This is a genomic window from Pigmentiphaga sp., assembly GCF_019689535.1.
Taxonomy (GTDB): Bacteria; Pseudomonadota; Gammaproteobacteria; order Burkholderiales; family Burkholderiaceae_B; genus Pigmentiphaga.
The window spans coordinates 1-12,278 of the sequence record NZ_JADGHH010000106.1 but is presented as its reverse complement, the minus strand read 5'-3'; the positions used below and the strand labels follow the sequence as shown (position 1 = coordinate 12,278).

12 protein-coding genes are annotated in these 12,278 nt (G+C 63.5%); 2 read left to right on the top strand and 10 right to left on the bottom strand.

The features are described 5' to 3' along the window. Positions 1-237: 237 nt before the first annotated feature. The 3 genes from IRZ12_RS10660 to IRZ12_RS10650 all read right to left on the bottom strand — a co-directional run bounded on the left by IRZ12_RS10660 (position 238) and on the right by IRZ12_RS10650 (position 2,712). A complete protein-coding gene (locus IRZ12_RS10660) occupies positions 238-1,470 on the bottom strand; it encodes an ammonium transporter (RefSeq protein ID WP_296468173.1) in 1,233 nt (410 codons plus the stop codon). A 120-nt stretch (positions 1,471-1,590) separates the two neighbouring features. Continuing rightward, positions 1,591-1,929 (bottom strand): P-II family nitrogen regulator, encoded by a 339-nt coding sequence (glnK, locus tag IRZ12_RS10655; RefSeq protein ID WP_296468171.1) that lies wholly within the window; start codon positions 1,927-1,929, stop codon positions 1,591-1,593. Between the two features lie 66 nt (positions 1,930-1,995). Then, positions 1,996-2,712 carry a TorF family putative porin gene (locus tag IRZ12_RS10650; protein WP_296468169.1) on the bottom strand — a complete coding sequence of 239 codons (717 nt, stop codon included), beginning with the start codon at positions 2,710-2,712 and terminating at the stop codon, positions 1,996-1,998. Positions 2,713-2,991: 279 nt separating this feature from the next. Between IRZ12_RS10650 and IRZ12_RS10645 the strand changes: the two genes are divergently transcribed. After that, positions 2,992-3,291 carry an accessory factor UbiK family protein gene (locus tag IRZ12_RS10645; protein WP_296468167.1) on the top strand — a complete coding sequence of 100 codons (300 nt, stop codon included), beginning with the start codon at positions 2,992-2,994 and terminating at the stop codon, positions 3,289-3,291. Positions 3,292-3,414: 123 nt separating this feature from the next. Here the strand turns inward: IRZ12_RS10645 and dmpG are convergent, their stop codons facing one another. Then, positions 3,415-4,422 (bottom strand): 4-hydroxy-2-oxovalerate aldolase, encoded by a 1,008-nt coding sequence (dmpG, locus tag IRZ12_RS10640; protein ID WP_296468165.1) that lies wholly within the window; start codon positions 4,420-4,422, stop codon positions 3,415-3,417. A 10-nt stretch (positions 4,423-4,432) separates the two neighbouring features. Beyond that, positions 4,433-5,383, bottom strand: a complete 951-nt coding sequence (locus IRZ12_RS10635) for an acetaldehyde dehydrogenase (acetylating) (RefSeq protein WP_296468164.1) — start codon at positions 5,381-5,383, stop codon at positions 4,433-4,435. 331 nt (positions 5,384-5,714) lie between these two features. Here IRZ12_RS10635 and IRZ12_RS10630 point away from each other — a divergent pair, with 331 nt between their 5' ends. After that, positions 5,715-7,457 (top strand): ABC transporter ATP-binding protein, encoded by a 1,743-nt coding sequence (locus IRZ12_RS10630; protein WP_296468162.1) that lies wholly within the window; start codon positions 5,715-5,717, stop codon positions 7,455-7,457. Positions 7,458-7,547: 90 nt separating this feature from the next. Here IRZ12_RS10630 and IRZ12_RS10625 read toward each other — a convergent pair whose 3' ends face one another. The 5 genes from IRZ12_RS10625 to IRZ12_RS10605 form a co-directional block, all read right to left on the bottom strand. After that, positions 7,548-8,324, bottom strand: a complete 777-nt coding sequence (locus IRZ12_RS10625; protein ID WP_296468161.1) for an ABC transporter permease — start codon at positions 8,322-8,324, stop codon at positions 7,548-7,550. A gap of 3 nt (positions 8,325-8,327) precedes the next feature. Further along, positions 8,328-9,107: an ABC transporter ATP-binding protein gene (locus tag IRZ12_RS10620; protein WP_296468158.1), complete on the bottom strand. Its 780-nt coding sequence runs from the start codon at positions 9,105-9,107 to the stop codon at positions 8,328-8,330. 2 nt (positions 9,108-9,109) lie between these two features. Then, positions 9,110-10,150, bottom strand: a complete 1,041-nt coding sequence (locus tag IRZ12_RS10615) for an ABC transporter substrate-binding protein (RefSeq protein WP_296468157.1) — start codon at positions 10,148-10,150, stop codon at positions 9,110-9,112. Positions 10,151-10,208: 58 nt separating this feature from the next. After that, the gene (locus IRZ12_RS10610) at positions 10,209-11,090 is read right to left on the bottom strand and encodes a TauD/TfdA family dioxygenase (protein WP_296468154.1); all 882 of its coding nucleotides are present in this window, start codon (positions 11,088-11,090) and stop codon (positions 10,209-10,211) included. A gap of 131 nt (positions 11,091-11,221) precedes the next feature. Then, positions 11,222-12,121, bottom strand: coding sequence for a LysR family transcriptional regulator (locus IRZ12_RS10605; protein ID WP_296468152.1), 900 nt, complete (start codon positions 12,119-12,121; stop codon positions 11,222-11,224). Positions 12,122-12,278 lie beyond the last annotated feature (157 nt).

Here is a 12,278-nt window from a genome sequence, read left to right as displayed (position 1 = left end):
CCGTCTAGGTGGCTAGGGAATTAGTCTGGATACAAACTGTATACAGAATAGCTCGACATTAACAAGAGCTGCGCCGCGGCACTAGGGAAAACGCCAGGGTAGGTATACAGCCTCGCGTAGCTCGCCCTGCAGCGCCCGCACCCGTGTCGCCGGCCACGCGCAAAGAAAAACCGCCGCACCCCAAGAGAGGTGCGGCGGTTCTCGTCATCGCCCCCGAGAAGGCGATGCAAGGCCGAGTTACGAGTGATACGCGCTTTCGCCGTGGGTCGTGATGTCCAGGCCCTCGCGCTCGTCCTCTTCGGAGACGCGCAGGCCAAGCAGGGCATCGGCGATTTTGTACGCGATCAGGGCGACGATCGTGGTCCAAACGATGGTGATGACCACGGCTTCGATCTGGACCCACAGTTGGCCCATGATGGTCATGCCGTCGACGCCCGGGCCGCCCAGCACTTTGGCGTTGAAGATACCGGTCAGCAGCGCGCCGACGATACCGCCCACGCCGTGGACGCCGAACACGTCCAGGGAGTCATCCGCCTTGAGCATGCGCTTCAGGCCATTCACGCCCCAGACGCAGATCACGCCGGCAGCCAGACCGATGACCAGCGCGCCCACAGGACCGACCACGCCTGCAGCCGGGGTCACGCCCACCAGGCCAGCCACCGCGCCGGACGCAGCACCCAGCATGGAGGGACGGCCCTTGACGGCCCATTCGGTGGCCACCCAGCCCAGCACCGCGGCAGCGGTCGCAACCAGCGTGTTCATGAAGGCCAGCGAGGCGATGTTGTTGGCAGCCAGCGCGGAACCGGCGTTGAAGCCGAACCAGCCCACCCACAGCAGCGAGGCGCCGATCAGGGTCATGGGCAGGTTGTGGGGCGACAGCGCTTCCTTGCCGAAGCCCAGGCGCTTGCCGATCACATAAGCGCCCACCAGGCCCGCAACGCCGGCGTTGATGTGCACCACGGTACCGCCCGCGAAGTCCAGCGCGCCACGCTCGAACAGGAAGCCGTTCACGTCGCCGCCGAACCACACCATGTGCGCGATGGGAATGTAGGCGAAGGTGAACCACAAGACCATGAACAGCAGCACGGCCGAGAAACGGGCACGCTCCGCGAAGGCACCCACGATCAGCGCGCAGGTAATGCCGGCAAAGGTCGCTTGGAACGCGGCGAAGCTGAGTTCAGGAACGGTGCCCGACAGCGGGAACTCACCCGTCTCGGCATCGAAGAGGCCTTTCAGGAACAGGCGGTCCAGGCCCCCGAAGAAGGCGTTGCCTTCCGTAAAGGCGAGCGAGTAGCCGTAGATGAACCACAGCACCACGATCAGGGAGAACGTGACCAGGACCTGCATCAAGACCGAGAGCACGTTCTTGCTGCGAACCAGGCCGCCGTAGAACAGCGCCAGGCCCGGCACCACCATCAGCAGCACGAGAATAGTCGAGGTGCTTAGCCAGGCCAAGTCGGCGCCGACCAGCGCAGGCGCTTCTTCAGCCAGCGCGGGGCCGGCGAACCAGGCCAGCGCGAGCGCCAGCACCGCCCCAAGTGCCTTCTTCATGGAAAGAGAATGCATTCTTTTCATTTTTGAGTCGTCCTATCAGAGGGCATCCTTGCCGGTTTCCCCAGTACGAATACGAATGACTTGTTCGAGCGGGAACACGAAGATCTTGCCGTCGCCGATCTTGCCGGTGCGGGCCGAATTCTCGATCGCTTCGATGGCGCGATCCACGAGATCGTCGTCGAGCGCGATCTCAACCTTGACCTTAGGCAGGAAATCGACGACGTATTCCGCGCCCCGGTAGAGCTCGGTGTGGCCCTTCTGGCGGCCAAAGCCCTTGATCTCGGTGACGGTAATCCCCTGGACCCCGATGCCGGAGAGGGCTTCGCGTACCTCGTCAAGCTTGAAGGGCTTGATGATTGCGGTGATGAGTTTCATGACGAACCCCACATGTTGTTGAAACGAAATGGCTTGCCGGCAGGCGGCCGGGGGCCGCCACCGGGGTTAGAACGATTTGCTGACGCTGAGCACCGCGCCAAAGCGGCCGGCGTTCTTGCCCCTGTTCGTAACGATCCAGTCCTTCTTGCTGGTCGAGACCAGCGAAAGACCGAAGATCCAGCCGTCTACGTCCTTGGTGACGCCGGCCTTGTAGTCGTAGTAGTGCCCCAAGCCCGAGGGGTCGTTCTTGAGCTTCTGGTACCCGACGTGGGCGTTGGCGCCCCAGCCGTTGCCGAGGTCGAAGTCAGCGCCCAGGTCCAGGTAGTAGTTGTTCTTGCTGTCCGGCGTGCCGAAGAAATCGGTCAAGCCGTGCGAGTACTTCAGCGTGAAGGGGCCCCAGCCCACGGCGCCGTACAGCTCGAAGTTGTCAATCGTGCTGCCGTTCAGCTTGGAACCAGGGTAGTAGTAATAGAGGCCGCCCACGTCGAAATTGAAATCGCCATAATTGAACTTATAGCCACCGTAGAAATCCATCTCCAGGCTGCCGCCGCTGAACAGGCCGCTATCGACGTTGGAGTTCCAGTTGCCCAGGTACAGGCCGGACTTATGTTCAAAGTCGAAGCCGCCTTGGAAAGCCGGCTTCAGGTTGGTTTGGCTGAATCCACGGAACCGGTAGTCGCTGAACAGGCCAGCGTTGCCGGTGATGGTGAAGTCGGGCTCTGCCGCCAGGACAGTCGAGGTTGCGCACAAGGCCAGAGCGGTCGCAAGCAAGGTCTTTTTCATGGTTCGTTCCGAAGCGGGGTTATCAGCCAGTACGTCGTGGCATCGACAAAAACCTGTGCCAAGAGCCACGAACAGCGGCTCCACCTGTTACTGAGCATTTCCCGTGCCAGCTTGCAATCCTGATCGGGGCACCATGCCTGGGACTGTTTCGAACCAATTTGGTGCGGCCGGCGCCACCATGTGCGGGCCGCGCACCATCTCGCGCACCACATCGGACGGCGGGCGCATTTCGCGCCGCCGGTCTACACTGGAGGCCAGCCGCTCAAGAGGAACAGCATCATGATCAACCGCTCCGACTGGTTCGAAGACCTGCAGAAAAACATCTCCGACCTAATCGCCCGCAGCCCGGCGGCCGATATCGAACGCAACGTCAAGGGATTCCTCGGGCAAACCTTCTCCCGGCTGGACCTGATTACCCGGGAAGAGTTCGACATCCAGGCCGAGCTACTGGCGCGCACCCGCGCCAAGGTCGATGCGCTGGAGGCGCAAGTCCAGGCGCTCGAGGCGCGGCTCGCGGCACTGGAGAAGAGGCCGTCCGAGCCTGCGCCCGGGGCGCCCTCGGGCGGGCAAGGCACCTGAGTCCGAGCCGGGCACCCGGCCGGCACCGGAAAGCGAAAACAAAAAAGCCCGGAACGGTCCCCCGTCCCGGGCTGTCAATGCGCCTTTCGGCGCCACGTGCACAGCTGATTCGTCTATCTGCTTTTATTTGGTCAGGTCGAGCGCGACGTCAACGATCATGTCTTCCTGGCCGCCCACCATCTTGCGGCGTCCCAGTTCAACCAGGATGTCGACCGTCTTGAGGCCATACTTGGCGGCGGCGGCTTCAGCGTGGCGCAGGAAGCTGGAATACACGCCGGCATAACCGAGTGCCAGCGTCTCGCGGTCCACGCGCACCGGGCGGTCTTGCAGCGGACGCACGATGTCGTCCGCGGCATCCATTAGCTTGTACAGGTCGCAGCCGTGGTTCCAGCCCATGCGGTCGGCAGCGGCGATGAACACTTCCAGCGGGGCGTTGCCCGCACCCGCACCCATGCCGGCCAGGCTGGCGTCGATGCGGTCGCAGCCCTCTTCCACCGCCACGATGGAGTTGGCCACGCCCAGGCTCAGGTTGTGGTGGGCGTGGATGCCGGTCTGGGTCTCGGGCTTGAGCACGTCCTTGAAGGCGCGGAAACGATCCCGCACGTCGTTCATGTTGAGCGCGCCGCCGGAGTCCACCACGTACACGCAGGTAGCGCCGTAGCTCTCCATCAGCTTGGCCTGTTCGGCCAGCTTCTGTGGCGTGTTCATGTGGCTCATCATCAGGAAGCCCACGGCATCCATGCCGAGGTTGCGGGCGTACTCGATATGTTGCTTGGAGACGTCGGCCTCGGTGCAGTGAGTGGCCACACGCACGACGCGGGCGCCGGCGTCATAGGCGTTGCGCAGGTCGTGCACGGTTCCCACGCCGGGCAGCAGCAGGGTCGCCACCTTGGCGTGCTTGACGGTGTCGGCCACCGCTTCGATCCACTCGAGGTCGGTGTGGGCGCCGAAGCCGTAGTTGAAGCTCGAGCCAGACAAGCCGTCGCCGTGGGCGACCTCGATGCTGTCTACGCGGGCTTCGTCGAGCGCCTTGGCGATCTCGCGGACGTTCTGGATGCTGTACTGGTGACGGATGGCGTGGCTGCCGTCGCGCAGCGTCACGTCGGAAATATAGAGTTTCTTGTTGCTCATGATGCGATCCTTAGACGGCGGCCATCAGGTGGGTCTGGGCGAAACGTTCGGCGCACGCCAGGGCGGCCGAGGTCATGATGTCCAGGTTGCCGGCATAGGCGGGCAGGTAGTGGGCGGCGCCCTCCACCTCCAGGAATACGGAGGTCTTCAGGCCCGACAGCTTGCCCAGGCCCGGCACGTTCAGCGGCGCGTTCGGGGAAATTTCGTCGAATTGCACGCGTTGCTTGAGGCGATAGCCAGGCACGTAGCTCTGGACCGTGGCCACCATTTCGGCAATGCTGTCCTCGATGGCCTTGGTGTCAGCCATGTCGGAAAGGGTGTAGACCGTGTCGCGCATGATGAGGGGCGGCTCGGCCGGGTTGAGGATGATGATGGCCTTGCCGCGCGCCGCGCCGCCGATCACTTCGATCGCCTTGGAGGTGGTTTCGGTGAACTCGTCGATGTTGGCGCGCGTGCCCGGCCCGGCCGACTTGCTGGCGATGGACGCGATGATTTCGCCATAGTGCACCTTCGCCACGCGCGAGACGGCCTTGACGATGGGAATCGTCGCCTGGCCGCCGCAGGTCACCATATTGATGTTGGGCGAATCCAGGTGCTCGTCGATGTTGATGGCCGGGATGACGTAAGGCCCGATGGCCGCCGGCGTCAGGTCGATCACCTGTACGCCCTTGGCTTGCAGCAGCTCGTTGTGGCGCTTGTGGGCGCCGGCCGAGGTCGCATCGAAGGCGATCCGGATTTCGTCGAAATTGGGCATGGCCAGCAGGCCGTCAATGCCTTCCGCCGTGATGGGCACGCCCAGTCGCTGGGCCCTCGCCAAGCCATCGGAATTGGGATCGATCCCGACCATGGCGCCCATTTGCAGGTACTTGCCATGCCGCAGGATCTTGATCATCAGGTCCGTGCCGATATTGCCCGAGCCGATGATCGCCACTTTCGCTTTGTTGTCGTCTTGCCGCCCCATGAGCCGCTCCTGAGATAGTGGTGATGCAGATATGAATTCGACCGATAGTATCTTCCAGGCGTGCGGAAATAGCCTTGCTTTTTTTAGGCGTTTCCGGCCTCAAGTAAGAAGATCCTTTTTTCTAGATGCGAAAATACAAAAGAAATTACTAACTAGGTCAGGTGCTTCGATTGCGGGGTTCTAAAGCAACAAGAACGGTCGCCGGCACGCCCTCTTGGCTGCGCCCCGGGCTCCGCGGCTCAGGTACGATTCCCATCTTGTTGCGCCGCACACCGGACGGCGCGACGGAGCCCGGAAGGCACCCGCGCCCACAAGAAAACCCCTTCTCGCCGTGACGACATCCACTTCTACTCCTGCCTCTCCTGCCGTCGGCCTAGGCACGGCCGCCCGCGACCTCTATCGCGCCCTGTGGCGCCATGCGGCCGGGGTGCGCGCCCACATGCTCGGCGCTGCGGGCCTGCTGTCGGCGGCGCAGCTGCTGCGCCTGACCATGCCGTGGCTGGCATCCCACGCCATCAACGCGCTCCAGCATGGCGACATGGCGACCGCCGGCCGCTGGATCGCCTACCTCGTCGGCGTTTATCTGCTGTCGTGGCTGCTTCACGGGCCAGGCCGCATCCTGGAACGCAACGTCGGCGTACGCGTCCGCGAGCGGCTCGCCGACCAGCTCTATGCGCGCATTGCCGCCGCCCCGCTTGCCTGGCGCGATGGGCGGCATTCCGGGGAACTCCAGCATCGCGTCGTCCAGTCGAGCCGGGCGCTCTCCGACTTCGCGCAAAACCAGTTCGGCTATTTGCAGAGCGCGTTCAATTTCGTCGGCCCGCTGGTGGCCCTGGCACTGCTCTCGACCACCAGCGGCGTCATCGCCATCACCGGCTATGTCGTCATCGCGCTCATCATCATGCGCTTCGACCGCGCGCTGATGCAGCTGGCCCGGGCCGAGAACGACGCGGAACGCCGCTATGCAGCGGCCCTGCTCGATTTCGTCGGCAACGCCGGGACGGTGATCGGCCTGCGCTTGCAGGCTGCCTCCCGCAAGGTGCTCGGCCGCCGCATGGAGGCGGTCATGGCGCCGTTGCGACGGGCCGTCATGGTGACGGAAGGAAAATGGTTCACGGTGGACATCCTCGGCATGGGCCTCACCTGGATACTGGTGGTCGTCTACGTGCTGCAATCGCGCCAACCCGGCCAAGCCGTGATGCTGGGCACGGTGTTCATGATCTACCAGTATGCGCAGCAAGCGGCCACCGTGGTCGGCGCGATGGCCACCAACTTCCAGAGCTTCGCGCGCATGCACACCGATTACGGCAGCGCCGAGCCTATCTGGGAAGCCCCGGGCGACCCGGACGCACCCGTGCCCGCGGTCGTGCCCGATGCGCCATGGCAAACGCTGGAACTGCGGGGCGCCGTATGGCGCTACGGCGACGATGCGCGGGGCGGCCTGCACGGCATCGACCTCGCCTTGCACCGGGGTACCCGGGTTGCCCTGATCGGCCCGAGCGGTGGCGGCAAGAGCACCCTGCTACGCCTACTCGCCGGCCTCTACTCGCCGCAAGAAGGGACATTGCTCAAAGACGGCGCGATGACGTCCTGGTCTGACCTTCGCACCCTGGCGACCCTCATCCCTCAAGAAGCCGAGGTGTTCGAAGCCAGCGTGGAGGAAAACCTGACGTTTGGCGAGCCGGCCGACCCGGCAGCCCTTGTTGCCGCCGTCCATGCGGGCGTCTTCGACGAAGTGCTGGAACGACTCCCGGAAGGCTTATCCAGCCCCTTGAATGAACGCGGCGGCAACCTCTCCGGCGGCCAACGGCAGCGCCTGGCCTTGGCCCGGGGCGCCCTGGCGGCGCGCGGCAGCTCGCTGCTCCTGCTGGACGAGCCCACCAGCGCGCTCGACCCGCAGGCCGAGGGCCAGGTGTTCGACCGCATCTTCGCCGCGTTTCCGTCGGCCTGCATCATTGCATCGGTACATCGCCCCAGCCTCCTACCGCGGTTCGATACCATCGTCGTAATGGAGGCCGGGAAAGTGGTGGATGCCGGGCCGAGGGACGACGTATTGGCCCGGCGACGACATTGAACGCACCGCCCATCAGCCTACCCTTCCGCCGTACGCCCGAACCTTCGTGCCGGCTTTCCTGCGAGGGGAGCTCGAGCCTGCCCCCGGCGGTCAGGCCGTTTCCCGCTTGGGCAAACTCCACGCGAACCATCGCTTTTCCACCAGTTCGATCAGTTGGTAGAGCGCTAGGCTGAGTACCACGAGGATGACGAGCGCAACAAAGGACTGCGGCATCTTCATCATCGATGTCGAGAACAGGATGAGATAGCCCAAGCCGCTCTCTGCAGTGACAAACTCGCCTACGACTGCCCCGATCACGGCCAGCGTGATGCATACCTTCAATGCGCTGAAGATATAGGGCACGGCAAACGGCATGCGAATAAACCACAACTCCCGGTTGCGGGACGCCCGCAGCGACCGGGATAGCTCGAGGATCTCCGACGGCGTCGACCTGAGCCCCGTCACGAGGGAAATGACCAAAGGGAAGAAGGTAATCAGGCAAGTGATCACCACGCGTGGCAGTACCCCCGCGCCCAGCGCCACCACGATGATGGGCGCAACGGCCACGATCGGAGTGGAATGGATCACCACGAGGATGGGCACCACCGTGCGCGACAACAGCGGAGAATGCGTGATGATCACCGCAACAGGGAAACTGATCGCGATCGATGCGAGAAACCCGACGATCACCACCTCCACGGTGCTTCGGAAGTGATTGAACAGCTGGGCACCCGTAAACACGCTCGCCGCTTGGACGATTTCCGACGGGGAAGGAAAAACGTACGCCGGCACAGACAGCACGCGGCAGGCAAACTCCCAGACGATGACCAGCCCGATGGCGGTAATCAGCGGCGCATAACGATCGGTGAACGTGAGCAGCACAGACATGATCTAAGTTCCCGTCCTTCGAGTGAACACCTGCGCGCGGATGTCATTGGCCATCCTATTGAACCGGGGATCCATGAGCGTATCGAGCGAGCGGGGCCTCGGGAACGGCACCGCGATGACTTCCCGGACGCGACCGGGACGCGACTGCATGACCACGATCTTGTCTGCGAGCAAGAGCGCTTCCGGGATGGAGTGGGTGACGAACACCACGGTCTTGGGCGAATCGCGTAGTATCCGCAGCAGCTCCAGGCTCATTTCGTCCCGGGTCAGGGCGTCCAGCGCGGAAAACGGCTCGTCCATGAGCAGAATGTCTGGATCGTGCAGCAGCGATCGCGCGATGCCGACCCGCTGCTGCATGCCCCCCGACAACTCTTCCGGCAGGCGATCTTCGAATTCGGCCAGGCCCACCATCCTAACCAGCTCGCGGGCGCGTTCGCGCGTGCCGGCATCGACGCGTCCCGTCTTGAGCTTGACCGGAAATGCCACGTTGTCCAATACGCTCAGCCAGGGCAGCAAGGTCGGGCGCTGGAATACGATGCCAATCTCGTCCCGGGGCTCAGTGACCGGCTGGCGATAGATGCTCACCTGGCCAGACGTGACCGGGAGCAGTCCTGCCACCAGCCGCAGCAGCGTCGATTTGCCGCACCCCGAGGGCCCGATGAGTGCAACGAACTCATGCCTGCCTATCGCGAGGTCGATGCCATCGAGCGCCGTCGTCTTGGCGCCGTCGCTCGACACGAACACCTTGCCCGCCCGCTGGAGCTCAATAACCGGAGCATCCATTTTCAGTTATCCGCCCAATTGAGTCGCGCAACCATTCGCTCCGGGTCGAGTTTGTCCAGCGGATAGCGTTCCGACGCGGCCACCCACCCCCAGCTTTTCTTCAGCAGGTCGGGTTCGATGGTCCCGATGCCGTCCCGTCGACTGGTGGCATTGTCAATCAAGGGAATCGAGGCGCGGAACTGCGCTTCGGCGACCTGCGGGTCGATTTCCGGGGCCGATTTCTTCAAGGCCCGCCCCGTCACGGCCGGATCCTTCAGCGAAAGAAGCATCGCCTTGTGAAACGCCCGCAAGAAGCGCCTCAGCACATCCGGACGCTCCTTGATCATGGCATCCGAGGCCGCGAGCACCATGCCGTAGGTCTCCAAGCCGAACATGGACCACGGAAGCACCTCGACTTCTTTGCCGCGGGGCTGGAGCAGCGAGTTGGCGAGGGGAACCTGGGTGCGGAAACTCGAAATGGCATCTACCCGGCCCGAAACCAACATGGGCATGAGGACATTGGCGTCGACCAGCTGCAGCTTCAGCTGATCCACCGACACGCCATTGCGCTCCAACACCAGCGGCATCAGGACGCGCGAAGTGGACAAGGCGGTGGCGGCCACGGGCCGGCCTTGCAGGTCCTTGAGCGTGCGGATTCCGCTACCCTTGATGACGAAAAACGACTCGGGCGACTCGGTGTATGCCGTGTACACGACTTTCAGCGGCATCGGTCCCTTCGCAGCGGCGCTCAGCACCGCGCTGATCCCGGAGCTGGCGATATCGGCTGCTCCGGTGGCCACTTTGGTGAGCGCGTCGGCAGAGCCTCGTCCGGTCTGCAGGGTCACCTCCAACCCTTCGCTCGCGTAGAAGCCTTCATGCAAGGCCACATAGAACGGCCCCTTGTCGCCCGACGGCAGCCAGTCAATCTGCACGACAACGCGGTCCGCCGCCATGGCGGAGGCGGCGGCAAGGGCGGCGGTGAAAGCAACCGCGGCACCGCGCAGCACGAGGCGCAGCGATGACGGAGCAAGGACGGTCCATACACTAGAAAACAGATTTTTCATGTCGGCCTCGATGGCAAGTCAATGTGGATCCGCGCCGGCCCTGCCGGTGGAGCGGGTGTCACGAGCTCAAGGGTCGCTCCCCTTTCACGCTCACACGCCACATGAGGCGTCGATAACGTTCCTTGTCGTAGGGCGTGGCGCGATGCACGGTGCAACGGTTGTCCCAGATGACCAAGTCGTGCGCGGACCAGACGTGCCGATACTGGAAGCGCTCGTTCGTACACCAATCAAGCAATTCCTGTACCAAAGCCACGCCCGCGGCGGCGTCTTCGATGCCCACCACACGCTTGACCGTCTGCCCTCCTGGATAGAGGCTGAGCGATGCGTCCACCGGGTGGCGGCGAACAAGAGGCTGAACGACATCGGGAACCTTGGCCTGCTGCTCCGGGGTCGGCAGGGGGACCTTGCCCGCAAACGCCGGATTCTTGGCCCGGTCCATGATCATCTTCATGTAGGAGTGCTCTGTCCAAAGCTTGCGCAGGGCCGACTGCCTCTCGGGCGGCAAGGTCTCGTAAGCCAGGCGCGTATTCGCGAACTGGGTGTCGGCGCCTTCGGGAGGAACTTCCACGCCATAGAGCAGGGTGTACGCCGTCGGCTGCGCGTAATAAGCCTGGTCGGTGTGCCAACCGTAGCCGTCGGTAGACGATCCGATGGGCCGCCCATTCTCGACGATGTTGGACAGGATGTAGATGAAAGGATGGCCCGGCATGCAGAACTGATCCAGCACCAGGGGCTCAAGAGGTCCGAGGCGGGTGGCTACCTCTTGCAGCGCTTCAGGAGTCAGGTGCTGGTCGCGGAAAACGATGACGCCATGGCGGGCGAGCTGCCTGGGCAATTCTTCGAAGAAGGCATCATCCACGTCCGGCAGGTCGACGCCGTGGGCCACCGCCCCCAACGGCGCGCCCGCGATGGGTTCAAAATGCCACGTAGCGGTTTCCACTTTTCATACTCCTCGACAGTGTACCGATCGCTCGGCAAAGCATCATCGTAGGAATACAAATGCGGGATGAGAATCAGCAAATTTCGTGCAAAGCGTTCGCTTTTTCAGAACGGTATAGCGTGACCTGTACGCTACACCAAGGCGTGCATGTGCTCCTCTAAATAGTGCACGAAACGCAATGTCGGCACCGACAAGGTGCGGCCCCGGCGAGCCAGGAGCACCAAGCGGCCCCGGGCCAGGATGGGGTCGCCGAGCGGAATCGCGACGAGTTCTCCGCGGGCCACCTCTGCCGCGACCCCGACCGCCAGCTGGAAAAAAATCCCCCCTGACTGCCGGGCGAATTGCCCCATCAGCTCAAAGCTGTCGGTTTGCAGTACCGGGTTGATGACATGGCCCGACTGGCGGGCCAGCGCCTCGATGAGGTTGCGCCCGCCTGCGGCGGAAGAGTTCATTAGCGCGAGCGGGTACGCGAGGCAATCGCTCAGGCGCAACGACTTGCGGTCTGCCAGCGGATGATCGGACGCCACCACTGCATACAAGGGCGTCTTGACCTCCACGAGCCGGGTAAGCAGGGCATTTGAAGGCGGGTTGAACAGCAGGCCGAGTTCCACGGTATCGTTCTGCAGCTCCTCGAACGTGCGCGCCGTCGTGCCCATGTTGACCGTAAACGACACCCCGGGGTATTCGGTCCGGAACGCGGAAATTGCACGAGGCAGCAACTCGCGGGTGGCAGACTCGTGCGCCGTGATGCGGATATGGCCGCGGCGCAGCCCGCGCAGGTTATCGAGTTGAGATCGCAGCAGCTCGAACTCGCGTTCCTGCTTGCGAATATGGGCCAGCAGCAGCTCGCCTGCGGCAGTGGCCCGCATCCCGCGCGGCAAACGCTCGAACAGCTCGACGCCGAGCTCCTGTTCGAGGTCCAGCAGTTGCCGATTCAACGCGGAGGCGGCGACATGCACCTGCTCTGCCGCCTTCCGAATAGAGCCTGCGCGAGCGATGGCGTCGATGTAAATGAATACGCGGGGTAGCACGGGGGGTTCCTCGCCTCGTAGGGCGCACGGACATCGAGTGGGGACGATGGCCCGCAACTGATTCTTATCTTATCGATTATCCACCAGCCGCGGCGGCCTGCGGCGCCCGCTCGTCCCCCGGAATCCCCGGTCCCAGCCCTCCTGGTTGCCTCCCCAC